This is a genomic window from Geothrix sp. (genome assembly GCF_020622065.1).
Lineage (GTDB): Bacteria > Acidobacteriota > Holophagae > Holophagales > Holophagaceae > Geothrix.
In genome coordinates this window covers 23,789-47,558 of record NZ_JAHRYQ010000002.1, presented here as the reverse complement: position 1 = coordinate 47,558, position 23,770 = coordinate 23,789, and the positions used below count along the sequence as shown (strand labels likewise).

22 protein-coding genes are annotated in these 23,770 nt (G+C 68.0%); 16 read left to right on the top strand and 6 right to left on the bottom strand.

The window, feature by feature from the left end:
* Positions 1–159 precede the first annotated feature (159 nt).
* The 5 genes from QZ647_RS09700 to QZ647_RS09680 all read left to right on the top strand — a co-directional run bounded on the left by QZ647_RS09700 (position 160) and on the right by QZ647_RS09680 (position 6,017).
* A complete protein-coding gene (locus QZ647_RS09700) occupies positions 160–924 on the top strand; it encodes a 4Fe-4S dicluster domain-containing protein (RefSeq protein WP_291271977.1) in 765 nt (254 codons plus the stop codon).
* Positions 921–2,087 carry an NrfD/PsrC family molybdoenzyme membrane anchor subunit gene (gene nrfD, locus QZ647_RS09695; protein WP_291271976.1) on the top strand — a complete coding sequence of 389 codons (1,167 nt, stop codon included), beginning with the start codon at positions 921–923 and terminating at the stop codon, positions 2,085–2,087. The genes QZ647_RS09700 and nrfD overlap by 4 nt, the downstream gene beginning before the upstream one ends.
* Before the next feature lie 3 nt (positions 2,088–2,090).
* Positions 2,091–3,629, top strand: a complete 1,539-nt coding sequence (locus tag QZ647_RS09690) for an ATP-binding protein (RefSeq protein WP_291271975.1) — start codon at positions 2,091–2,093, stop codon at positions 3,627–3,629.
* A 9-nt stretch (positions 3,630–3,638) separates the two neighbouring features.
* Positions 3,639–4,766 (top strand): response regulator, encoded by a 1,128-nt coding sequence (locus QZ647_RS09685; protein ID WP_291271974.1) that lies wholly within the window; start codon positions 3,639–3,641, stop codon positions 4,764–4,766.
* A 231-nt stretch (positions 4,767–4,997) separates the two neighbouring features.
* Positions 4,998–6,017 (top strand): DUF5694 domain-containing protein, encoded by a 1,020-nt coding sequence (locus QZ647_RS09680; protein WP_291271973.1) that lies wholly within the window; start codon positions 4,998–5,000, stop codon positions 6,015–6,017.
* 24 nt (positions 6,018–6,041) lie between these two features.
* Here QZ647_RS09680 and lipA read toward each other — a convergent pair whose 3' ends face one another.
* Positions 6,042–6,938 carry a lipoyl synthase gene (gene lipA, locus QZ647_RS09675; RefSeq protein ID WP_291271972.1) on the bottom strand — a complete coding sequence of 299 codons (897 nt, stop codon included), beginning with the start codon at positions 6,936–6,938 and terminating at the stop codon, positions 6,042–6,044.
* A 260-nt stretch (positions 6,939–7,198) separates the two neighbouring features.
* Here lipA and QZ647_RS09670 point away from each other — a divergent pair, with 260 nt between their 5' ends.
* From QZ647_RS09670 to QZ647_RS09655, 4 genes are all read left to right on the top strand, one after another.
* Positions 7,199–8,425, top strand: a complete 1,227-nt coding sequence (locus QZ647_RS09670) for a hypothetical protein (protein WP_291271971.1) — start codon at positions 7,199–7,201, stop codon at positions 8,423–8,425.
* Between the two features lie 85 nt (positions 8,426–8,510).
* Entirely contained in the window at positions 8,511–9,326 is an 816-nt protein-coding gene (locus QZ647_RS09665; protein ID WP_291271970.1) for a segregation/condensation protein A, read from the top strand.
* On the top strand, positions 9,323–9,796 hold the full coding sequence (locus QZ647_RS09660; protein ID WP_291271969.1) for a hypothetical protein: 474 nt from the start codon (positions 9,323–9,325) through the stop codon (positions 9,794–9,796). Before QZ647_RS09665 ends, QZ647_RS09660 begins: the two co-directional genes overlap by 4 nt.
* 51 nt (positions 9,797–9,847) lie before the next feature.
* Positions 9,848–10,486: a hypothetical protein gene (locus tag QZ647_RS09655; RefSeq protein WP_291271968.1), complete on the top strand. Its 639-nt coding sequence runs from the start codon at positions 9,848–9,850 to the stop codon at positions 10,484–10,486.
* A gap of 12 nt (positions 10,487–10,498) precedes the next feature.
* Here QZ647_RS09655 and uvrC read toward each other — a convergent pair whose 3' ends face one another.
* Positions 10,499–12,313 (bottom strand): excinuclease ABC subunit UvrC, encoded by a 1,815-nt coding sequence (uvrC, locus tag QZ647_RS09650; protein WP_291271967.1) that lies wholly within the window; start codon positions 12,311–12,313, stop codon positions 10,499–10,501.
* 54 nt (positions 12,314–12,367) lie between these two features.
* Between uvrC and QZ647_RS09645 the strand changes: the two genes are divergently transcribed.
* Together QZ647_RS09645 and QZ647_RS09640 are read left to right on the top strand one after the other, a co-directional pair.
* Positions 12,368–12,991, top strand: a complete 624-nt coding sequence (locus QZ647_RS09645) for an MBL fold metallo-hydrolase (protein WP_291271966.1) — start codon at positions 12,368–12,370, stop codon at positions 12,989–12,991.
* A gap of 50 nt (positions 12,992–13,041) precedes the next feature.
* On the top strand, positions 13,042–13,812 hold the full coding sequence (locus QZ647_RS09640; protein ID WP_286355524.1) for a slipin family protein: 771 nt from the start codon (positions 13,042–13,044) through the stop codon (positions 13,810–13,812).
* Here QZ647_RS09640 and QZ647_RS09635 read toward each other — a convergent pair.
* Positions 13,799–15,748 (bottom strand): transglutaminase domain-containing protein, encoded by a 1,950-nt coding sequence (locus QZ647_RS09635; RefSeq protein ID WP_291271965.1) that lies wholly within the window; start codon positions 15,746–15,748, stop codon positions 13,799–13,801. The genes QZ647_RS09640 and QZ647_RS09635 overlap by 14 nt on opposite strands.
* A complete protein-coding gene (locus tag QZ647_RS09630) occupies positions 15,745–16,866 on the bottom strand; it encodes an anhydro-N-acetylmuramic acid kinase (RefSeq protein ID WP_291271964.1) in 1,122 nt (373 codons plus the stop codon). Before QZ647_RS09630 ends, QZ647_RS09635 begins: the two co-directional genes overlap by 4 nt.
* 67 nt (positions 16,867–16,933) lie before the next feature.
* On the opposite strand from QZ647_RS09630, the gene QZ647_RS09625 reads away from it, so the two are divergent.
* Positions 16,934–17,515 carry a hypothetical protein gene (locus QZ647_RS09625; protein WP_291271963.1) on the top strand — a complete coding sequence of 194 codons (582 nt, stop codon included), beginning with the start codon at positions 16,934–16,936 and terminating at the stop codon, positions 17,513–17,515.
* A 62-nt stretch (positions 17,516–17,577) separates the two neighbouring features.
* Here the strand turns inward: QZ647_RS09625 and gatC are convergent, their stop codons facing one another.
* On the bottom strand, positions 17,578–17,862 hold the full coding sequence (gene gatC, locus QZ647_RS09620; protein WP_291271962.1) for an Asp-tRNA(Asn)/Glu-tRNA(Gln) amidotransferase subunit GatC: 285 nt from the start codon (positions 17,860–17,862) through the stop codon (positions 17,578–17,580).
* A gap of 1 nt (position 17,863) precedes the next feature.
* Positions 17,864–18,907, bottom strand: a complete 1,044-nt coding sequence (gene tsaD, locus QZ647_RS09615) for a tRNA (adenosine(37)-N6)-threonylcarbamoyltransferase complex transferase subunit TsaD (protein WP_291271961.1) — start codon at positions 18,905–18,907, stop codon at positions 17,864–17,866.
* A 14-nt stretch (positions 18,908–18,921) separates the two neighbouring features.
* On the opposite strand from tsaD, the gene QZ647_RS09610 reads away from it, so the two are divergent.
* The 4 genes from QZ647_RS09610 (at position 18,922) to pilV (ending at position 23,767) form a co-directional block, all read left to right on the top strand.
* Positions 18,922–20,160, top strand: coding sequence for a hypothetical protein (locus tag QZ647_RS09610; RefSeq protein ID WP_291271960.1), 1,239 nt, complete (start codon positions 18,922–18,924; stop codon positions 20,158–20,160).
* Positions 20,157–22,427: a primosomal protein N' gene (gene priA / locus QZ647_RS09605; protein ID WP_291271959.1), complete on the top strand. Its 2,271-nt coding sequence runs from the start codon at positions 20,157–20,159 to the stop codon at positions 22,425–22,427. Before QZ647_RS09610 ends, priA begins: the two co-directional genes overlap by 4 nt.
* 147 nt (positions 22,428–22,574) lie before the next feature.
* A complete protein-coding gene (locus QZ647_RS09600; RefSeq protein ID WP_291271958.1) occupies positions 22,575–23,216 on the top strand; it encodes a prepilin-type N-terminal cleavage/methylation domain-containing protein in 642 nt (213 codons plus the stop codon).
* Positions 23,213–23,767, top strand: coding sequence for a type IV pilus modification protein PilV (pilV, locus tag QZ647_RS09595; RefSeq protein WP_291271957.1), 555 nt, complete (start codon positions 23,213–23,215; stop codon positions 23,765–23,767). Before QZ647_RS09600 ends, pilV begins: the two co-directional genes overlap by 4 nt.
* The last annotated feature ends 3 nt before the right edge of the window (positions 23,768–23,770 follow it).

Sequence of the window (23,770 nt, the reverse complement as noted above, 5' to 3'; positions counted from 1 at the left end):
CATAAAAGCCCCGCAGCCGCGGGGCTTTTATCTTTTACACGACAAGATAGTCATTTTTAATTACTACCAAGGGGTTGACTATGCTCCTGGGAGGGTGGATGCTTCCTGTCGAAACCCTCCGGAATCCCTCCGGAGGAGGTTGATAAGACAGGAGAACCCATGGGCATGGGCCTTCTCTTCGACGCTACGCGCTGCATCGGATGCGGCGCCTGCAGCTCCGCGTGCAAGGAGCAGAACAAGCTACCGGGCAAGGTAGAGGAGGTGTTGACGGCCTATACCTGGACCACGGTCCAGGAACGGGAAGGCCTCAATGTCCGCCGCATGTGCATGCACTGCGAGGTGCCGACCTGCGCCTCCGTCTGCCCCGTCGCCGCCCTGAAGAAAACGCCCGAGGGACCGGTGGTCTACGATGCCGAGCGCTGCATGGGCTGCCGTTACTGCATGATGGCCTGCCCCTTCGAGATCCCGAAGTACCAGTGGGACCGGCCGGTGCCCGTGGTGGGGAAGTGCATCCTGTGCGCCGGGCGCCTGAAGGAGGGCAAGCCCACGGCCTGCGCCGAGGCCTGCCCGGCCGAGGCCACCATCTTCGGCAAGAAGGAGGATCTGATCTGGGAGGCCCGGACGCGCATCCGGCAGAAGCCGGGCGCCTATGTGGACCACATCTACGGACTCACCGAGGCCGGCGGCACCTCGGTGATGATGATTTCCAGCGCTCCCTTCGACAAGCTGGGCCTCAAGTCGAACCTGCCCGCCGATCCCCCGGCCATGCGCACTTGGCAGGTGCTCTCCAACATTCCCGATTTCGTGGGCGTATGGGGCGTCTTCCTCTACGGCGTCCACTGGATCACGGCCCGCCGCGTGGATGTGGCCAAGGCGGAATCCAACGGCAACGGACACAACCACGGTCGGGAGGACCGGTCATGAACACCCTCGCCACGCTCGCTCCCCGTCGGTTCCGCCCCGGTTTCTGGACGGCCGTCTTCGTCGTGCTCTTCCTGGCCTTCTGCGCCGTCACCGTGATCCGCTTCACCAAGGGGCTCGGCGCCGTCACGCACCTGAGCGACCAGTTCCCCTGGGGCCTCTGGATCGGCTTCGACCTGCTCTGCGGTGTGGGCCTGGCCGCCGGCGCCTTCACGCTGACCGCCGTGGTCCACCTCTTCAACCTCAAGCGCTTCGAGCCCATCGTACGGCCGACCATCCTGACGGGCTTCCTGGGCTATGCCTTCGTGATCGTGGCCCTGCTGCTGGACCTGGGCCAGCCCTGGCGCATCTGGCACGCCATCGTCTACTGGAACCCCCACTCCGTCATGTTCGAAGTGGCCTGGTGCGTGATGCTCTACACCACCGTGCTGGCCGTGGAATTCTCCCCCGTGGTCTTCGAGCGCTTCGGCCTCCATACCCCGGCGCGGATCATCCACCGGCTCATCACTCCGCTCGTCATCATCGGCGTCATCCTCTCGACCCTCCACCAGTCCTCGCTGGGAACGCTCTACCTCATCGTGCCGAGCAAGCTCCATCCGCTCTGGTATTCCCCCATGCTGCCCCTCCACTTCTACATCTCCGCCATCGGCGCGGGCATCGGCATGGTGATCCTGGAGTCCTACCTCAGCGGCCGGGCCTTCCACCGTCATCTGGAGATGGACCTGCTGGAGCCCCTGGCCCGCGGCATGGTCGTGGCCCTCGGCATCTACGGCCTCATGCGGCTTCAGGCCATCAACCGCAACCACGCCTTCGGCAGCATCCGGGACTTCGGCTACGAGGGCCAGATGTTCCTGCTCGAATTCACCTTGGGCGTGATCCTGCCGGTGATCCTGATGTCCTTCCGTCGTCTGCGCACCAATCCGAACTGGCTGGTGGGCGGGGCTTTCCTGGCGGTGCTGGGCTTCGTCATGAACCGCCTGAATGTCAGCATCACGGGCATGGAAGCGGCTTCGGGCACGCGCTACCTGCCCTCGGGCATGGAGATCATCGTCTCGCTGGGCCTGGTGGCCACGGGCATGGCGGTGTTCGCCTTCGCGGTGCGCAACTTCTCCATCTTCCCCGATGGTCCCGTGGCCGATGGCCACCGGCCGGAAGAGGGGGCCTGAGCCATGCGAACCCGCATCGGCACCCGTCTGATCCTCGGCGCCGGTCTGTCGACGGCGCTGGTGATCGGCGGCATGGCGGTGGTCATCCTGCGGTCGCATACGGCTCAGCTCCTGGCCGAACGAACCCGCAGCGCCGACCAGCTGAGCGAAACGATCAAGAGCGCCACCCACTTCGACATGCTTGAGAACCGCCGGGAGAATCTGCACCGGCAGATCCGCTCCGTGGGCGAGCTCCAGGAGGAGGGCATCCGCAAGGTCCGCGTCTTCAACAAGGAGGGGCGGATCATGTTCTCCTCGGCCAACGAGGAGATCGGCACCAGCCTCGATATCCGGGGCGAGGCCTGCTACGCCTGCCACGCGGAAGGACGGCCGTTGGAGCGCCTGGAAATCCAGGCCCGCGCCCGGACCTTCCGCGCTCCGGACGGAACGCGCGTTCTGGGCCTCATCAACCCCATCCCCAACGAACCGACCTGCTCGACGGCGGACTGCCACGCCCACAGCGCCAAGCAGAGCCTGCTGGGCGTGCTGGATGTGAATGTGTCGCTGGCGGAGGTGGACCGGGAGATCGCCCACAGCCGGGCGGTGATCGCCGCTTCGGCCATCCTCGCCATGCTCGCGGGCAGCTTCATTCTCTGGTGGATGAACCGCCGGCTGGTGGTGGAGCCCGTGGCGGCGCTGGTGGCAGGCACGCGGCGGGTGGGCGAAGGAGATCTTTCGACCACCATCCCCGTGAGCGGTCGCCATGAACTGGGCGAGCTGGCCGGGGCCTTCAACGCCATGACCCAACGGCTGGCCGAGACTCAGGGGCAGCTGGCCCAGGCCGACAAGCTCGCCTCCGTGGGTCGGCTGGCTGCGGGCGTCGCCCATGAGATCAACAACCCGCTGACCGGCGTCCTCAGTTATGCCTCCCTGCTGCGAAAGCGGATGGAGGGTGACGCCTCCGCCTGCGAAGACCTCGATGTGATCGTCCGGGAGACAGTGCGCTGCCGGGGGATCATCCGGGGACTCCTGGATTTCGCCCGCCCCACGGCTCCGGCGCGGAAGCCCATGGACCTCAATGAAGTCGTGCGGCGGGCGGTGTCCGTGGTGATGACGCAGCTGTCGCTGAACCAGGTGGACCTGTCGTTGGACCTGGCGGCGGAACTGCCCCTCGCCCATGCCGATGCCAACCAGATCCAGCAGGTGGCCGTGAACCTGCTGCTCAATGCGGGAGATGCCATCGGCACCGAGGGCGGGACCATCCGGGCCAGCACGCGCTCGGGACCTGACGGCTCCATCGAGCTCGTCATCAAGGACAGCGGACGCGGCATTGCCGCCGAAGACCTGCCCCGCATCTTCGAGCCCTTCTACACCACCAAGGGCAACCATGGCACGGGGCTTGGGCTCGCAGTCAGCTGGGGCATCGTCGAGGCCCACGGCGGCGCCCTCGAGGTACAGAGCGAACCTGGCCAGGGCACCCAATTCACCCTTCGCATTCCTACGGCAGCCGGCCCCCAAGACACCCCGGACGGCGGCCAGCCCCCCATTCCCACCACCACCTAGGAGGTCCCCATGACCGCCCTTTTGATCATCATCATGTTCGTTGCCTTCGTGGGCATCGACTTCCTGGTGCGTACGAGCCTCCGCCGCATGCACGAGAAACGGGAACGCCAGGCCCGCGAGGCGGTCTTGAACACCTCGATCCGCCTGGACTTCACCCATGAGGCCAAGAGCCTCAAGCGCGTGGAGGTGCCCAATCCCAAGGCCCGGATCATCGCCGTGGACGATGAGGCGGTGGTGCTCGACTCCTTCCGCCGCATCCTGGTCCTGGAGGGCTACAGTGTCGACACCGTGGAGCACGGCCCGGAGGCTCTGGGCCTGATCCAGCGGAACGACTACGACTTCCTCTTCACCGACCTCAAGATGCCGGACATGGATGGCGTGGATGTGGTGAAGGCGGCGAAGCACCTGCGCCCCGATGTGGATGTGGTCGTCATCACCGGCTACGGCAGCATCGAGACCGCGGTCCAGACGCTCCAGCAGGGTGCCTGCGAGTATGTGCAGAAGCCCTTCACCGCCGACGAGCTGGCGGAGTTCGCCAAGAAGCTGCTCATCAAGCGCACGGCGCGCATCGAAGCTCAGCGCCGTCCCAATGTGCGCGTGGTCGCTCCTGAAATGGCCGAGGTCGTGTCTGCCAGCGAATTCTGCGTGCCCGGCGGTGCCTTCCTGTCGGCGGGCCATGCGTGGGTCCGGATCGAGCCCGAAGGCCAGATCCGCGTGGGCATCGATGATTTCGTGCGCAAGGCCCTGGGTGCCGTGAAGACGGTGGTGCTTCCCGAGCGGGGCAAGGTCGTGAAGCAGGGTGATCCTCTCTTCACCCTGAAGGGGGCCACGGGCGAGGTCCATGTGGCCGCGCCCCTCAGCGGCCGCATCGAGCACGACAACGCGGGCCTGCTCACGGATCCCGGCGAGCTCATGCACAGCCCCTATGACCGGGGCTGGGTCTGCCTGATGACGCCCTCCGACCTGGCTGGGGAACTTCCCGCCCTGAAGATCGGCCAACCCGTCATCGACTGGTACCAGGACGAGATCACCCGTCTGCGGACCTCCGACAAGCCGCAGGCTGCAGGCACGGATGCGTTGGACTGGGCGGCCTTCGAGCAGCAGTTCCTGGGGGCGGAGGCCCGAGTTCACGCCTAGCTGAACTGAAAAACAGACAAGGGCTCCGGGGCCTCGGCTTCCGGAGCCCTTGTCCTTTTCAGTCATCGGGCCGGCGGCTAAACGCGGGTGACCGGGGGGCGTAGGCCTCGTCTGATGAAACCTCCTGCGGAGATGGCGATGGGCGTGGCGTTTCGCTCGATGGCCCTGACGGCGCTGGGGGGCATCCCGATCCTCCTTCCGGCCGGCCCAATCCAGGAGCCTCTACCACTCGTGCGTCTCCAGCACCTCGTTCCCGAATCGGAGCGCACCCAGGTGCTGGTGCTGGGAACCTTCCACTTCCGGGAGGTCCAGGCCCGGTTCCAGCCCGCCATGGTGGAGGCGCTCCTCCAGCGCCTGGAGGCGTTCAGGCCTGATGTGGTGGCCGTGGAGGCGCTTCCCGGGCCCCACATCCACGAACTGGAGCTGCGATCCAAGGCCACCTCCATCCACGAGGTGCTGCTCGACCAGTTTGCGGAGGCGTCGCTGGCGCTGGGCCACGAGGCCCAGGCGCTTCTCCGCCTGGACATGGTGCAGGCCTCCCGGGTCCTCGCGGCGCAGAAGGGCGTGTCTTCGGAACCGGCTGCCCTCGTGACCTTGACCCTCCAGCATCTGGCGGCCTACGAATGGCCCAGTGCGCTGCTGGCCTGGTCCCGGATCCCCGAGGGAAGCCCCGCACGGAACCGGATCCCCGCGGCCCTGGCCGCCAAGCTGGACGCCCACCTCACTCGCGTCAACGAGATCCAGGCGGTGGCGATCCCCCTGGCCCGGAAACTCGGCCACGCGCGGATCGCCTGCGTGGACGAATTCGAGGCCCCGGAACCGCTGGAGCAGGTCATGGCGGCCCTCGCCGTCTCCCGCAAGGAGGCGCCCCTGTTGGCCGGGACCGCGAAGGCGTCAGTCCACCGGGAGAGCCAGGAGCGCCGGGATGCGGCCGTGGCGGCGGGGGACCTGCTGCCCTACCTCCGCCACCTGAACTCGCCGGCCTATGCGGCGGCGGATGTGGACGCCCAATGGGCCGTGTACCTGCGAACGCGCCTGAAGGACGGGTCAGACCGGGGGCGTCTCGCCCTGTGGGAGAACCGGAATCTGAAGATCGCCGGGCGGATCCGGGCCCTTTCGGCCCTCTACCCGGGGAAGCGGATCCTGGTGATCTACGGTGCGGCCCACAAGCCTTTCCTGGATGCCTTCCTGGGCCTCTGCAGCGACCTGCAGATCGTCCAACCCGAGGCGGTGCTGAAGGAGGTCCCCTGACCCTGCTGGGAGGTCCCCCGGCCGTCAGCTCTTGGCGATTTCGGCCAGGCCCTCCCCAGCGTGATAGCTGGACCGCACCAGGGGTGCGGACTCCACACGCTGGAAGCCCATCTCCAGCCCCTTCTGCCGGTACAGGTCGAACTCGGACGGTTCCACGAAGCGGTGCAGGGGCAGGTGCAGCTCGGAGGGGGGCAGGTACTGGCCGATGGTGGCGATGTCCACGCGGGAGGCGCGCCAGTCGGCCATGAGGGCGAGCACCTGGTCTGGCGTCTCCCCCAAGCCCACCATGATGCCGCTCTTCACCCGCATGGCCGGGGCATGGGCGTCCCGCCAGTCCGCGGTCCGGCGGAGCACCTCGAGGCTCTGGAGGTAGTCCGCGTCGGGCCGTACCCGGCGGTAGAGATGGGGCACCGTCTCCACATTGTGGTTGAGCACCTCGGGCCGGGCCTCCAGCACGGTGAGGAGGTCGGCCTCGCGGCCCCGGAAGTCGGGGATGAGCACCTCCACGCCGCAGTGGGGTGAGAGAGCGCGGATCCAGCGGATGGTTTCGGCGAAGTGGGCGGCGCCTCCGTCGGGCAGATCATCCCGGTTCACCGAAGTGACCACGGCGAATTTCAGGCCCAGGCGCGCCACGGCCTCGGCCACGCGCTGGGGTTCGCCTGGGTCCAGCTCTCCGGGGCGGCCCTTGCCCACATTGCAGAACCCGCAGTGCCGGGTGCAGATATCCCCCATGAGCATGAAGGTGGCCGTGCGGTGGATGCCCCAGCATTCGTGCAGGTTTGGGCAGCGGGCCTCTTCGCAGACGGTCACCAGCCGTTGCTCCCGCATCAGGCCCTCGACCTCCGCCACCACCTCCGGGGCCGGGACGCGGATCTTGAGCCAGTCGGGACGGGGGCCGGGGAGGACGGGAGGGCGGGCCATGGCCTTCCATTGTGGCGGCTCCGCGACACGCCGACTACCGTTGCGGTGGTTCCAAGGCTCAGTGATTGAATATTAAATATTTATAAAAATGATAGTTATGAAATAAATTGATAGATTTCCCCTGGTGCGATTAGGTGATGGAATTAATTCGATGAACGCGAGTTGACAGCCTTTTTTTTGCTACTACCTTCTATCTACCCAAGGATAGATAGTCCGATCGATCTAGGTGATTCGCCAGCCTCAGGAGGTGCCCCTTGCGGATGTGTTCACTTTTTGTCTTCCTGGCCCTGGCGGCATCGCTGACGATGCCGGTCCAAGCCCAGCCCATGCCAGGGGCGGTGTTCACCACGAATTCCGCCTGTGGCGGGGTGGATCTGAATCTCTTCGACCTCCGGCAGGAGGTGTACTTGAACGGCGGCCCCCACCATCCGGGGTCTGCCGGGCTGCCGGACGGCTACTACTATGTGCAGGTCACGGCTCCCGACGGGACGCCGCTGGGCAGCTCCCTGACCACGGCGCCCGCCCAGGTCACGGGCGGATCCTTCGTCCAGTGCTATCGCCTCTGGGACATCCTCTGGAAGTACAGCGACCCCACCCAGCGGGGCTACGACCTCACCTCGAACAACGGGGGTGAGTACAAGGTGTGGGTCAGCTCCTCGCCCGAGTTCGGCGCGTCCGTCTCCAAGACCGACAACTTCAAGGTCCGGGAGGTCGCGCCGCCGCCGCCGCCGGAACCGCCCCGCCTGTTCATCCACAAGTTCTATGATGCCAATGCGAACGGCCTCTTCGATCCCGGGGAGATTGAGCTCTCCGGCTGGAAGGTTTCCTACAGCGCGGACCAGCTGACCTGGGTGGTCCGGTTCACGCTGGTGGACGAGGCCGTGACCCCGGGCACCTACACCGTCAGCGAATTCATGCCCATCCAGCCCGGTTGGGTCCCCACCACGGGGCTGGAGCAGACGGCCACCCTTGCCTATGGCGATACGGTCCATGTCCGCTTCGGCAACCTGCTGCTGGGGCCGGGAGGCGGTCTGACGCTGGGCTTCTGGTCCAACAAGAATGGCCAGAGCCTGGTGGGTGCCGACGATCTTGACCTATTGCGGGGCCTCAACCTGAAAACCGCCAACGGGAGCGATTTCGATCCCACGGTCTACAGTGCGTTGCGGACCTGGCTGCTGAACGGCACCGCCACCAACATGAGCTACATGCTCTCGGTCCAGCTGACCGCCATGGAGCTCAATGTCTTCAACGGCAAGGTCGGGGCGGGTGCCCTGATCTACGCCCCGGGCGCTGCCAGCGCCAACCCGCTCGGCTTTGCCACGGTCGGCGCCGTGATGGCCGAGGCCAACGCCCAGCTGGCCCTGCACCCGGTGGCGCTGTCTGACAGCCCGGTGAGGGGATATCTGGAAGCCCTCAAGAACGCTCTCGACAACGCCAACAACAACAAGAATTTCGTACAGCCAGGCCCCGGTCCCTTCAGCTTCTGACCCGGCGGTCGCACCGGAAACAGGCGCCTCGATGAGGCGCCTGTTTCCATGCAGGGCTGGGGCCCGGAAGCGGTAAAATCCATTCATGTCCGACGCCCCTCAGGAACTCCCCGAATCCGTGGTGGAAGCCCCGCCCGCCCCGGAGGCCCCTCGAACCTTCGAGCCCCCCAAGGGCTTTGAAACGAAGTTCCGGGGTCTGGCGCTCCATCTGTCGGCGTTCGATGGCCCCCTGGACCTCCTGCTGCATCTCATCCACGAGCAGAAGCTGGACATCTTGAACCTGCCGATGGCCGATGTCACGCGGCAGTACATGGACTACCTGAAGCTCATGGAGGAACTGAACCTGGAGATCGCGGCGGAGTTCGTGGCCATGGCCGCGCAGCTGCTGCAGATCAAATCGCGGCTCATGCTGCCCCGTTCGCCGCAGGAGACCGGAGAGGAGGATCCCCGCGAGACCCTGGTGCAGCGGCTGCTGGACTACCAGCAGGTGAAGGCGGCTGCCATGGTGCTTTCGGATCGCGAGTCCGACTGGCAGAAGATCGCCTTCGCACCCGGCCTGGATCTCGACGACCACAAGCGCGTGGAGGACGAGCCCATTCGCGCCACGCTCTTCGATCTCCTGGGCGCCTACCGCGAGGCCCTGAAGCGCCTGCTGCCGCCGCCGCCCGTGGAAGTCCGCACCCAGCCGAAGACGCTGGAGCAGCGGGTGATGGAAGTGCTCGGCAGCCTCCAGGACGGCCTGTGGAAACCCTTCGAAGGGTTGCTGGGCCAGGTCCGCACCCGCGAGGAGCTGGTGCTCACCTTCCTGGCGCTGCTGGAGCTGGTGCGGACCGGTCGCATCGCCCTGGTGCAGGGCGAAACCTTCGGGGAGATCCGCGTCAAGGCCGCCGAGGCCGCGTGACGGACGCGCCGGACTCCCTGTCTTCCAGCTACCGTCTGGCCCGCCTGGCGGGGTTTGGGATGTGCCTGGGAACTCCGGTCCTGATCGCCGCCCTGGTCCTGTCGGGCCTGGTCCCGGCCGGGGAGAACCGCCCCGAGGGATCGTTGCTCCAAATCGGCCACGCCTTCACGGGCCTGGTCTTCCTGTCGGCGGCCTGGGTGCTCTGGCGTCGGGGCGTGGTGCTGGGGGCGTTCCACCGGGTTCCCGAGTCCCAGCGACCCCGGGTGTTGCTGCGGGAATCGCTGCTGTATTCGGCCTTGTTCGAACTGAGCAGCTTCTACGGACTGGTCTACTGGCTGCTGGTGGGGCGGTACGCCCTCCGCCATGTGCTGGGCTTCATCCTTCTGGCGCCGCTCCTGTTTCTGGCCTTCGTCCCCCGGCTGGATCGCTGGGTGAGGGCTTCCAAGGCAGACCCCGGGGAGGCGGCATGATTCTTCCGGGAGTATCCTGGATGAGGATGTCCGTGATCCGGAGGGGCCCCCATGCATGAGCCTGAGCGGCCGGAACCGAACGGCCCCGAACCCTCTCCGGGCGACACGGTGCGCCTGCCCGCCGGCGCGCCCTCCCTGGATCCCCGTGCCACGCAGAAGCTCCCCCTCAAAGCCTTGGCGGAGGTGGCGGAGGCGATGAAGATGACCCCCCCGAGCCCGGATGAGGGCCCGGATCAGACGCAGAAGCTCATCCTCCCCATGGCCGGTGATCCGCCGATTCGCACTCAGAAGCTGGCCCTTCCCGCCGGAGCGGCCGGGCAGACCGAGTTGCCGCCGCCTCCAGCCCGGAAGCCCGAGTCCAGGGGATGGAAGGGCCCCCTCGCCCTGGGGGCGCTGGCATTGCTGGGCGCCGCCACCTATTTCCTGTTCTCCCGGGGAACGACGGCACCCATGCCGGCAGCTTCCGCGGCGCCGGCGGCGGAAGCGGATCCGCCCGGTGCCCAGGCCTATCTGGAGCAGGCCAAGGCCGGAGATGCGAATGCCATGCGGATGCTCGGGGTCATGTATTACTACGGGTTGAATGTCCCGCAGGACCGCGAGAAAGGCCTCAGCTGGTACCGCAAGGCCGCGGAAAAGGGCAGTGAGGCGGCCCGGGCCGAACTGGCCAAGCTGGACGCCCCCGGGAAATAGGCTGGAAACAGGTCAGTCGGCCCGGTTCCGCCAGGCCAGGACCTTGCCGGCGGCTGAGCGGCCGACGGCTTCCGCCAGCGCGGATTCCTCGGCTTCGCGCACCTGGGTGGCACTGCCGAAGGTCTGGAGCAGTTTCTTCGCCGTGGCGGGGCCGATGCCGGGGATCTGCGTCAGTTCGGTCTGGAGGGTGCGCTTCGCCCTCAGGGCCCGGTGGTAGGTGATGGCGAAGCGATGGGCCTCGTCGCGGATGCGCTGGAGCAATTGCAGCACCGGCGAGGATTTCGGAATCTTCAGCGGGGTGCTGGAGCCGGGGCGGAACACCAGCTCCTCCTTTTTGGCCAGGCTCCCCAACTCCAGCTGGTCGATGCCCAGGTCCTTCAGGGCGGCCTCGGCCGCGTGGAGCTGGCCGAGGCCGCCGTCGATGAGCACCAGGTCTGGGAAATCCTGTCCCTCGTCCCGCATGCGCCGGTAGCGGCGCGTCACGGCTTCGTGCATGTTGGCGAAGTCGTCGTTCTGCTCGTTGGTCATCTTGAAACGGCGGTAGCGGGCCTTGTCGGGTACGCCATCGCTGAACACGACGCAGCTGGCCACCACCTCGCGGCCCTGGCCGTGGCTGATGTCGAAGCACTCCAGCCGCCGGGGCAGGTGGGCGAGGCCCAGGAAGGCCTGCAGGCCCTCCAGGACGGCCTCGTTGAGCCGCGCTGGCTCGAACTTGCGCTCCAGGGCCAGGCGGGCGTTCTCCTGGGCCATGGCCAGCAGATCCACCTTCTCCCCCTTCTGGGGGATCTGGATGCGGACCTTCGTGCCGCGCAGGTCCGACAGCCAGCTGCGCAGCAGGTCGCCGTCCTCCGGCTCGACCTCCGCGAGGATCTTCGCGGGGGCGGGGTCGGCGCTGTAGACCCGCTGGAGCACCTGGGCCAGCACGGCGCCGTCGAAGCTCTCGACCTCATCCAGCAGGTACTCCTGCCGCCCCACCATGCGGCCCTCGCGGAGCAGGAGGCGGTGGACGCAGGCCCGCCCATCCAGCACCGCGCTGCCGTACACATCCGTGTCGTCAAGGTCGGTGCTGGCGGCCTTCTGCCGGGTGAACCAGGCGTCCACCTGCTGGAGGGCGTCCCGGTGCTGGGCGGCCTGCTCGAAGGCGGCGGCCTCGGCGGCCCTCCACATGGCGGCCTCCAGCCGCGCCTTCAGCTCATCGCGCTTGCCCTCCAGGAAGAGCCGCGCCTCCTTCGCCTGCTCGCGGTAGGCCTCCTGGTCCACGGCCGCGATGCAGGGGGCCGTGCAGCGGTGCAGCTGGTACTTCATGCAGGCCCGGCCCCGCTTGCCGTCGATGTCGATGTCGCAGTCGCGGATCTGGAAGAAGCGGTAGACCAGTTCGGCCGTGCGGTAGGCGGTGCTGGCGGGGAAGAAGGGGCCGAAGTAGAGGCTCCCGTCCTTGCGGATCTTCCGCGTGACGAAGACCTTCGGGAAGGCCTCCTTCCAGGTGAGCTTCACATAGGGGTAGCTCTTGTCGTCCCGCAACAGGATGTTGAAGGGCGGCAGGTGCTCCTTGATGAGGTTGTTCTCGAGGACCAGGGCCTCGAGTTCCGTCTCGCAGACGATGAGCTCCACATCCCAGATGCGCGCCACGAGGCGTCGGGTCTTGGCGTCGAGCCGTTTCTGCTGGAAGTAGGACTTCACCCGGTTCCGCAGCACCTTGGCCTTGCCCACATAGAGCAGGTTGCCGCCCTCGTCCCGGTAGAGGTAGCAGCCCGGACGCAGGGGCAGGTCCGACAGCTTGCGCTTCAGGGTAGGGGATTTCTCGAGGTTGGTTCGGACGGCGGCCACGGTCCAGTTTAGCGATCCGCCGCCGGAGGAGTGGGGATCGGGGACAATGGGGGCATGCTGAACCTCGAGACCTTCCCCGTGGGCCCCCTGGGCTGCAATTGTTCGCTGCTGTGGGATCCGGCCAGGGGCCAGGGCGTGGTGGTCGATCCGGGCGGAGACGGCGCGAAGATCCGCATGCGGGTGGAGGCTCTCGGCTTCCAGGTCACGGCCCTGCTGCACACCCATGCGCATTTCGATCATGTGGGCGCCACCCGGGAGCTGCAGGACCTCTGGCAGTGCCCGGCCCACCTGCACGGCGATGACACCTTCCTGATCGAGGCGCTGCCCCAGCAGACGGGGATGTTCGGCATGCCGAGGATCCCCCAGCCCGAGATGACGGCCCTGAACGCGGGGGACCGGCACCTGGATCTTGCCACCCTGCATACGCCGGGCCACACGCCGGGTTCCTGCTGCTTCCACGGCGCCTTCGCCAAGGGACAGGTGCTCCTGGCCGGGGACACGCTCTTCCGGGGCGGCGTGGGCCGCACTGACCTCTGGGGCGGCAGCTGGGAGGCGCTGGAGCAGAGCATCCGTCGGGACCTGTATGTCCTCGACGGCGCCACGCTGGTCATCCCAGGCCACGGCCCGGCCACCACCATCGGCGCGGAGGCGGCCGGCAATCCCTTCGTGAAGGCCTAGACAGATCCAGACAGGCGTAGACTGGGGGCATCTTCCCCCGGAGGTCCTCAATGGACGCCCTGCTTACGACCTTCGGCTGCTTCGGCCCGGCCGCCATCTTCGTGCTGATCTACCTGCTCTCCTGCCTCAAGGTGGTGAACGAGTACGAGCGGCTGGTGATCTTCACCCTGGGCAAGGTGCAGGAGAAGCCCAAGGGACCGGGCCTCTGCTTCGTGTGGCGCCCCTTCCAGACCGCCGTCACCGTGAGCCTGCGCACGGTGGTGATGGATGTGCCCAGCCAGGACATCATCACCCGCGACAATGTGAGCCTGAAGGTGAGTGCCGTCGTCTACTTCAAGGTGCTGGATCCCAAGGCCGCCATCATCGGCGTGGAGAACTACTATTACGCCACCAGCCAGATGGCCCAGACCACGCTGCGCAGCATCCTCGGCGAGGTCACCCTGGACGAGCTGCTGGCTGACCGCGAGAAGCTCAGCCAGCGCTTGCGCGAGATCATCGACCGCTCCACCGAACCCTGGGGCATCGAGGTCACCAGCGTGGAACTCAAGAGCGTGGACCTGCCCGAGCAGATCCAGCGCGCCATGGGCAAGCAGGCCGAAGCCGAACGCGAGAAGCGGGCGAAGATCATCGCCGCCGAGGGCGAGCTGATGGCCAGCCAGCAGCTGCTGGAGGCCGCCAACAAGATCAGCGAGAACCCCACGGCCATTCAGATGCGCTACCTGCAGACCCTCGCCGAGATCGCCACCGAGAAGAACAGCACCATCGTCTTCCCCCTGCCCATCGAGTTCATGCGCGCTTTCGAGAAACTCAGCGGGAAGTAGGGCCCCTCCAGCCCCGCCAAGCCGCGGCCTCCGCCTTCGCCAGGGTGGAGGCCGTGCTGTTTCGGCCGGCGTAGGCCTCGGCTTCCACGGCGTCGGCCAGCTCCGCGAGCAGAATCCTCCGTTCGGGGCGCAAGACCGCCAGGCGGCCCAGCCAAAGCCTGGCAGTCTCGCCGGCCATCGGCGGGGCCGCGTGGCGAGTCCGGGCCAGCAGGGGACGCAGGGCCCGGATGCGACCGGGCCCGGCCGGCTGGGGCCGCCACAGGCCCCGCGTGCGCCAGGCCGCCCAGGCCAGGGCGAGCAGGCCCACCCCCCAGGACGGCACCGCCGGAGGCGCCTTCCAGCGCCATTCCCAACCCTCGACGCGGCTCTGGATCCAGGAGAAGCCCGCCTGCTGGTCCTGGTCGGAAAAACGGACGATGTACCGGTCCCAGTGATAGGCCAGCGCATCGAACCAGCGGGAGAGCGTCGAGAGGGCCCGGCCGCTGGAGGCGCCTGCCGCCGTCGCCGGAGTGGGATCCGCGAGGTGCCATCGGCCCCGGTCCCAGTACTCCACCCAGCTGTGGGCCTGGTCCTGGCTCACGCGGAAGTAGCCCCCTTCGGGAATCCAGGGGCCCAGCCGGTAGCCGTTCACCACGCGGGCAGGCACGCCGCGGGCCCGCAGCATCTGGGCCATGGCCGAGGCGAAGTATTCGCAGTGGCCCGCCTGGGTGCGCTCCAGGAAATCCTCCAGAGGGCGGGCGGCTTTGCCGGAGGGATTGTCGAGGGTGTAGCGGAAGCCGCGCAGGGCCCGCTCGAGCACCCGGGCCAGCTCTGGCGCGGGAAGGATCCCCGGGGCCAGGCGCAGGCTCCAGCGGCGGACCACCTCCTGCTCGGGGCCGAGTTCGACGAGCTGCTCGAGTCGTCGAGGGGACAGCTGAGGTTCCAACGGCTCAGCCGTTGCGGGGTTCCAGGCCACTTCCATCGGCATGGGACGGACCCGGGGGAACCGCCAGCGGAGGCTGCCACCTTCGGCGCGCCGCAACGGCAGCCCTGCGGGCGACAGCCCGGACAGGCCGTAGGGCAGGGCCAGGATGCCGTGGGTGCTGGGGCTGAACAGGAATTCCGCCTGCAGGGCGCCGGGGCCACGGCGGGGGACAAAGAAGGCATCACTCGGGGTGAGCTTGGAGGGGATCCAGTGGTCCCCCTCGAGGGACTCCAGCGCCACCCCGTGCAGAAGCTCCAATCCCTGCAGCCGCGATGGATCCGTGCCGGGGGGCGGGGCGATGCGCAGGACGACCTCGGGATTGGGGGCGATGGGGCCGCTGCCGGCGAGGTCGAGCCGGTCGCTGAGCCCGGCCTGGGCCAGGGCGGCCGTGGAGCCCAGGAAGGCGGGCCGGAATCCGGTATTCAGGCGGGGGAGCGAAATGAAGAAGCCTGCCCCCAGCAGCAGGGCACCCACCAGCCAGAGGGGGACCAGGCCGTAGGGTGGGCGTGAGAAGGCGCCCCGTCGGAGGCTGGAGGAGATTTCCCAGCTCTGCTGGAGCAGGGCGAGCGCCGCGGCGCCGAACCAGGCCAGGGCCCAGGCCAGAAAGGGCAGGCTGGTGGTGCTGACCGCGGCCGTCAGGAGGAGCAGGAACCCCATGAGCACCAGCTGGCGTCGGTGGGAAATCTCCCGGGGCAGGGCGAGCCGCAGGCCGGCCAGCAGGAAGAGGGTGTGGATGGCGACGGGGAAGACGCCGCGACCCCGCGCGAGATCAGCCAGGAAGAAGACCAGGGCACCCACTTCCAGCCAGCGCTGATGCCGCCCGAGGTTCCAGCGGAGCAGCTCCACGAGCGCCGCCGCGATCAGGGGCAGCGCCATGCCCACCAGCTCGCCCGGATCGTAGAGGCCTGTGGAAGCGGCGGCCCCCAGGGCCACCCACAGGGGCAGATGGTCGATCCAGCGCGCCCCTCTCACGGCCAGACCCAGCTCCCAAGGGCCGCGGGATGGCTGGCACCGGTCACTTCCGGGAGGTTGCCGGGCACGCCCAGCGCGCTGGCGGCGCCCAGCAGGGCCCAGCTCACAGCCTCCCGCGCCCCCGAGGGGAAGGTCAGGTCGTCTTCAAGCGGCAGCGGCAGCCGGGCCGCCAGCTCGGCTCGCAGACGCCGGTGCCGGGCTCCGCCGCCGCTCACCAGGCCCTGCAAGGCGGCAACTTGCGGCCCCAGCCGGGCGAGTTCCTGCGCGATGGTTTGAGCCGTGAAGGCCGCCAGGGTGGCCAGGCGGTCAGCCAGGGGCAGGGCCTCCAGGGTGGTGGATTCCGCCTCCAGCCACGCCTCTCCGAAGATCTCCCGGCCGGTGGATTTGGGCAGGGGCTGCTGGAAGTACGGATGCTGCAGCCAGCGCGCCAGCAGGTCCGCGTGAACCCCACCGGAGGCCCCGGCGCCCTCGGGATCAAATGGCCGGCCCAGCCAGCGATGGGCCGCGAGGTCCAGCAGCGACATGCCCGGGCCCGTGTCCCAGGCCTGGAGGCGCCGGCCGTCCCAAGCGGCGACATTGGCGATGCCGCCCAGGTTCAGGGCCAGCCAGGGCCCGGCCCCCCGCAGCCAGCGCTCGGGCAGGGGGACCAGGGGGGCTCCCTGCCCGCCCAGGGCCAGATCGCGGCGGCGGAGGTCCCACACCACGGGGCACCCCAGGGCCTCGGCCAGCACATAGGGATCCGCCAGCTGGAGGCTCGCGCCCTCGGCGGGGTGGTGCTGGACGGTCTGGCCATGGAGGCTCGCCAGGTCCGGCGAGAGGCCGAGGTCTGCGCAGAGGTCCGCGGCGGCGCGGGCATGGTGGTCGCCCAAGCGGCGCTGGAGGATGCAGAGCCCGGCAGGGTCCAGGTGGTTCGAGGCGGCCTCGAGCACCTGGTCCTTCAGCGATTCCGGATATGGCGCGGCGTGGTGGCCCAGCAGGCGGAGGAAGGGACGCCCCTCCGGGAAGGCCGTCGGCTCCACCTCCACCAGCACGGTGTCCACGCCGTCGGCGCTGGTGCCGGACATGAGGCCCAGCACACGCCAGGGGCGGTCCTCCGGGAGCGGGATGCGGGAACGCATGAGGGTGATCATGCCAGCAAGTCGGGGTGCCGGATTCCGGATACCCTGGATGCCCTCGGGGGTTTCCATGTCCTTCTGGCTCATTCTCATCATCGGCGTCGTGGTCTTCTTCATCCTGCGGGGCAAGAAGGACCGTGCCGAGCAGCTCGGCGCCTCGCGCCGCGCCCTGCCCACGGCGCCGCTGGAGCCCCATGTCTTCCCTTGCCCCTACCCCAAGTGCCCCACCTGCGGCGCCACGGGCGACAAGATGAAGCAGGACTGGGACGGCCTGCGCGCCGTGAAGTGGACCTGCGGGTACTGCGGGGCCCAGGCGGGCGTGCAGACCCTCAAGGACGAGGAGCTCCCCCCCTCGGCCCGGCGACGCCTGGGTCTGGACGCGCCCATGCAGGGCTCCGTGCCCATGCAGCAGGGCGGCTACGGCCAGCCGGGCGGCGGCATGGGCGGCCTGCTCACGGGCATGATGATCGGCAGCATGATGGGCGGCGGCCACCAGCACCACGATCACCAGGATGGGGGGGATGGCTGGGGTGGCGGATCCTCCGACAGTTCCTCCAGCGACTGGGGTGAGTCGGGTTCCAGCGATGGCGGCGATTCCGGTGGCGACTGGGGCGGGGGAGATTCCGGCGGGGACTCCGGCGGAGACTGGTAGGCGGGCTTCGACCTCGGACTGCACTTGATGGCATCTTGAGCCGAGACTGGAAGTTGGCCCGGCTACAGCACCTTCGGAACCACGAACTGCCCATGGTCCTGTTCAGGGGCGTTGGCCAGGGCCTGGGCCTGGGTGAAAACCTCGTGCGCCTCATCCTTCCGGCGGGGCAGGGGACGGTCCAGGCCGGCGAGCATGGGTTCCACCTGGTCAAGGGGGAGTTCGTCCAGGCTGGCCGCATGGGTGAGCATCTGGGCCATGGCCGCGCGCATGGGCTCGACCTCTTCCTCCTGCAGGCTCAAGTGGGCCAAGGCGGCGCAGCGCAGGACATCCTCACGGGTGACTTCCATTTCAGGCTCCCAGCTTCAGGTCGGCGTCGGCGTTCTGGATCCAGGGGTCGCGGTCGGGCGCCAGCAGCGCGCCGGCCGCGGCGATCATGGCCCCGTTGTCAGTGCAGAGGCGCGGCTCGGGGATGGCGAGCCTCAGGCCTGCGCGGGCGGCCAGGCGGGCGGCTTCGCTCCGCAGCCTCGAATTGCAGGCCACGCCGCCGCTGATCACCAGGCTCCGGGCGCCGTGTTCCTGAGCCAGGGCCGGGATGGGTTTCAACAGCCAGGCCGAGATGGCCTCCTGGAGGCTGCGGCAGAGGCCCTGCACCTCGGGATCGGCGGCCCCGGCTTCGGCGAGGCGGGGGTTGCGCTCCACCCGCAGCTTCACGCCGGTCTTCAGTCCCGAGAAGCTCCAGGAGGCCTTGCCATCGCGGAATTTCGGCGGCGTGAAGGACTCGGCTGCGCGGGGGGCGGTCTGGGCGCAGGCATCCACCACCGGGCCGCCCGGATAGCCCAGGTTCAGCATGCGGGCAGTCTTGTCGAAGGCCTCACCGGCGGCATCGTCCCGGGTTTTCTGGAGCAGCTGGAGCGAAGTCCAATCCTTCGCCAGGTAGAGGTGCGTGTGGCCGCCGGAGACCAGCAGCACCAGGGCAGGGAAGGGCAGGTCCGGGGCCGCAAAGCGGGCGGCATTCAGGTGCCCCAGCAGGTGGTGGACGCCCACCCAGGGGAGGCCGTGACGCCAGGCCGCGGCCTTGCTGGCGCTGAAGGTGGCCAGGAGGCTGCCTACGAGCCCCGGTCCCCGGGTGACGGCGATGCGATTCAGATCCGTCAGGCCGACCCCCGCCTGCGCCAGGGCCGCGGCCATCACGGCGCGCACCTGCAACAGGTGTTCCCGCGCCGCCAGCTCCGGCACCACGCCGCCGAAGGGGCCGTGGATGGCGTCCTGGCTCTCGCGCACCAGGGACCGGAGCACGGGGCCTGCGGCCGTTTCTTCCACCACGGCGGCGGAGCAGTCGTCGCACGAGGATTCCAGGCCCAGGATCAGCATCGGGATAGTGTAACTTGGCAAGCTGGAGTCCCCCCATGCGCGGTCCGATGCTGCTGTTGCTGCTCACGCCTGCCGTGCTGATGGCCCAGCGCCCGCAGGCGTCCCCCGCTGAGGCCTTCAACCGCGAGTTGAAGCGGAACCGTTTCGGCACCTGGCTGGTGCTGGAGGACGAGGGCGCCGCCTGGAGCGGGACCATGCGGTCGGCCCTGGACGAGGAACCGATGGTGCTCCTGAACCTTCCCTTGAAAGTGGTCGCCGGGGGCAAGAAGGCCGATGCTCTGGCGGCCACCCTCCGCGAACGCTTCGGATGGTCCAAAGGCGCCCATTGGGCCCTGATGGATGCCAAGGGCCGGATCCAGGTGGAAGGGGCCGAGGCTCCGACGGGCGCGACCCTCGGCCGGGCGGTGGAACAGGCGGGGACTTCTTCTCGCACGCAGGAACTGGAGACTTTCCTCCGGCAGAGCCCGGATCGATTGGATGCGCGCGCGGCCCTGATCCAGGTTCACCTCGCGGTGGCCAGCCGCAGGACCTGGAAGGCTCTGGGCTCCGCTGAAGCGAAGCCAGCGGAGCCCTCCGGCCCCGTGCCCGTGAAGCCGCTCGGACCTGAGGCGGACCTGGCCATCTGGGGCGCGGCGGCGCATCAGCTGGACACCCTCCTTCGGGAGACGGGAGGGGCCCCTCTGGGAGGTGTCCAGGGATTTATGCTCAGCAACGGAATCCGGCAATCCGCCGCGGAGCGTTCCCCATCCATGGTGGCCGTCCTGAATCGGCACCGGGCCGATCTGGAAGAAAACCTGCGCCGGCAGCCCGAGGATTCTGAAGCCTGGCAGCTTTGGACGGTGGCCTCCCAGAAGTGCGGTGGGTGGCCTCTCCAGTCTCTGCTGGCGACCATGGCACCCCTGCCGGGTGCCACGGCAGGGCAGTGGCCCCCCTGGAGCGTCCTCGAGGAGTATCTGAAGGATGCCAAATCCCGCGGTGAGTGGGCGACGATCCGGGAGGTTCTGGAGCCCCGCTGGGTCGAACTCCGGGAGGCCCTGTTGGATGACCGGCGGAGCATCGGAGGGGACGCCTTCCCCTGGAACTGGATCCTCGGTCCCCTGGTGGAGGCGCAGGTTGCCCAGGGGGACACTGGGGCCGCTGATCAGGTGCTGAACGAGGCGGCCGAGGTGATCAGCTGGCCCGGCCTGCCGGCCAAGGCCCGCGACTTGGCCCTGCGCCTGAACCGGCCGGACCTTGCCACCCGCTGGGGTGCCCTGACGCCGAAGAGCCGATGACCCTGGCCCCCACCCGCGTTCAGTTGAACCGGCCCCTGCCGCCGCTCACCTACCTGGCACCGGAGGGCCTGCCGGCGGGGGTGCGGGTTCGGGTGCGGGTGCGGAACAGCCTGGCGGTGGGGCTGGCCATGGGGCCCGACCCGACCCCGCCTGCGGCCAAACTGCGGCCCATCGAGGCCGTGCTGGATCCATTCCCCCTGCTGCCGCCGAAGCTGCGGGAGCTCCAGGCCTTTGCCGCCCGCTACTACGGCTGCCTCGAGGCCCACCTGCTGCCGTTGAGCCTGCCCCAGGCCATGCTGCCGCATTGGGAGGCCGATGAGGATGGACAGCGACTGTCGTTTCACCGCGAGCGCGGGGACTGGCAGGCATTGGCCGACCTGGGCGAGGCCTGGCACCGCGATCCGGCCATCCTGCCCACGCTGCTGCACCGGGCGGGCCTGCGCGGGGCGGGGTTCACGGAGGTCCGCCTGACGGGTGCTCCCCATCCGCCCCGGGTGACGCCGGCCCAAGCCAAAGTACTGCTCGCCTTGGAGGAGGCCGGTGGCGCCCTGATGGAACCAGACCTTCTGGAAGCCGCCGGTGTGGGCGCCACTGTCCTGGGCACCCTGGAAAAGCGGGGGCTCCTCACTCGCATGAAGCGGATGGACCTCTTGGGCCAGCGGCGCGAGGCGGGGGTGGATCGCACCGTGGTTCTGAATGAGGAGCAGCAGTCAGCCCTGGAGGCCGTGGCACTCGGGACTTTCGGCGTCCACCTGCTCCACGGCGTGACGGGTTCCGGCAAGACCGAGGTGTATCTCGCCCTGGCGGAGCGGGTGTTGGCGGAGGGCCATCGCGTGCTGTGGCTGGTGCCCGAGATCGGCCTCACAGCCCGGCTGCTGGATCGCCTCGAGGCCCGCTTTCCCGGCCGCATCGCCGTGGGCCACGCCGGGCTCAATGCGGGCGAGAAACACGGGGATGTGGTGCGCCTGCTCTTCAACGGGGCCGACCTCTTCGTGGGCGTGCGGAACGCCGTGCTGGCGCCTTTGCGGGACATCGGCCTCATCATCGTCGACGAGGAACACGAAGGCTCGTACAAGTCCGAAGAGCATCCCCGAATCCACGCCCGGGACCTGGCCATCAAGCGGGCCCAGCTCGAAGGCTGCCCCATCGTGCTGGGCAGCGCCACGCCGAGCCTCGAAAGCTGGCAGGCGGCCCAGAGCGGCCGGTACGGGCTGCTGCGGCTGCGGCAGCGCCCCGCGGGCATCACGCTGCCGACGGTGGAGATCGTCGATTTGCGCGATGCCTACCGGCAGCTGCGGCGGAAGGTGATCCTCGCGCCGCCCCTGATGCAGGCCCTCACCGAGACCGTGGCGAAGGGCGAGCAGGCCCTGCTGCTGCTGAACCGCCGGGGCTACGAGAATTTCTGGATGTGCCGGGCCTGCGGCAAGACGCTGGGGTGCCCGCACTGTGCCATTTCGCTGACCTATCACCGAGGCGACTACCGCCTGCGCTGCCACCTCTGCGGCCATGAGACGGTGCCGCCCGAAGCCTGTCCCGACTGCGGCGCCGATCACCTGCGGGGCGTGGGCGAGGGCACGGAGCAGGTGGAGGAGCACCTGAACCAGCTCTTCCCCGGCGCCCGCATCCTGCGGCTGGACCGCGACACCACCCGGCGCCGGGGCTCCTTTGAAGCGGGCCTGCTGGCCGCCGAGGCCGGAGAAGTGGACATCCTCGTGGGCACCCAGATGCTGGCCAAGGGTCACACCTTCCCGCGGCTCACCCTCGTGGGCGTCCTCAACGCGGACCAGGGACTCAAGGTCGCGGATTTCAGGGCCTCCGAGCGCACCTTCCAGCTGCTCACCCAGGTGGCGGGCCGGGCGGGCCGGGCCGAGCTGCCCGGCCGCGTGATCCTCCAGACCTACTCACCCGAGCACCCGGCCATCACCTTCGCCCTGGCCCAGGATTTCGAGGGTTTCGCCGCGTCGGAACTGACCTTCCGCGAAGGTCTGGGCTATCCGCCCTTTACGGCCCTCACCCTCTACCGGGCCGAGGCCGACACACTCCGCGAAGCCCGCGAGGCTCTGGATGCCTTCCGGCAGCGCTTGTCCGTGCCCGGCCTGCGGGTGCTGGGCCCCCTGGAGGCGCCCGTACCTCGCGTGCGCGACCGCTGGCGCATGCACCTGCTCCTCAAAGGCACCCGAGGCGCCCTGGGTGAAGTCCTGAACCGGCACCCCCTGGATCCCGCCGGTCCCCTCAGCCTGGACCGGGATCCCGTGCAATTTGGATGATGTATAAAAAGTAGTCAATTCTGAAGTGAGAGAGCTTCAGCAATGCGGGATGTATAAATTTAAACTATTGAAATAATATATATTAATCTTCTTTCAAGATCGATATTTCATGGGTCCTAATCTTTAGCCCACCGGCGAGGTCACACCATGGCGTCCCCACATTCCCCCAAAGGCTCCTCCGGCTACTCCATGGTCGAGGTACTGGTCGTACTTGCGATCATCGGTGTTCTGAGCCTCGCGTATGTGTCCTACCGTTCGGACAAGAACGGTCCAGCCGTTCGGGGAACCATCAATGGAATCTTCAGCGTGCTCGTGGATGCCAGGACGCTGGCCCGGGGAACCGGCAGCACGGTAACCCTGACTCCCTCGGGCACGCCACCCCGAGCCGTCCTTGACTACCAGTCGACATCCGGAAGTGGTGCTCCGGGCCAGTATGCGCATGCCGCAGACACGAGTGTTTCGAGGTATTGCATCGTGGATCTGGATGGTTCGAGCTCGGCAGGTAGCGCTGCCATCGCCAGCCTGAAAGCGGATCTGCAGAGTACGAAGGTCAACAACACCAGCATCTTCGGCAGTACGGCCTGGACCCAGAGCCTGTTCGATTCCTCGAAGACTTTCTTCTTCAACAGCAACGGGACGGCCAGCACGGATGCCTTCATCGCCATTGTGGGTTCTGCGGAGGGGGTGCCTCTGTCGGACGGTCCCGTGGGCATCATTCTGATCAATGCCTCCGGAAACATCTACCGCTACTACCGGACCAATTCCAGCTCTGCATGGGTGAGGTTATGAACGCCACTCCGAGCATCACTCTCGAACGCCGCCATCTCAGCGGCTTCAGCATGGTCGAATTCCTGGTGGCCGCATTCATTCTTGCAATCGGCCTGCTGGGGTTGATCACCCTCCAAGTCGGCGCCGTGGCCCAGACCGCGGCGGGGCGGGGGCGGACCACGGCAGCCAACATCGCGAACCAGATCCTGCAGCGGGCCCAGATGGAGGGTCAGCACTATTACCTCGCCAAGTACAACAGCGTGGCTCCCACCCTGCCTGCGGTGTTCACGGCTACGCCTGGTACCGCCTTGGCCAACGCCACTTTTGGCGGATTCAATGTCGATGGTGTCCAGGTGACGGATGCCGCCGGCGCCAACCTGGCCAACCTCGCCACCCTGGTGCCCGATGCCAACAAGCGCACCCCTATCTTCACGGCTTCTTGGGCTCGCCGGGCCTATCTGGGAACCGCACCCGCCAGCACGACCCAGACCCAGGAATTCGTGGTGAACATCGCCTGGGTGGAAGGGCCACAGACCAAGTACCTCAGCATGAGCCGGAGCATCCGGTACTGATCG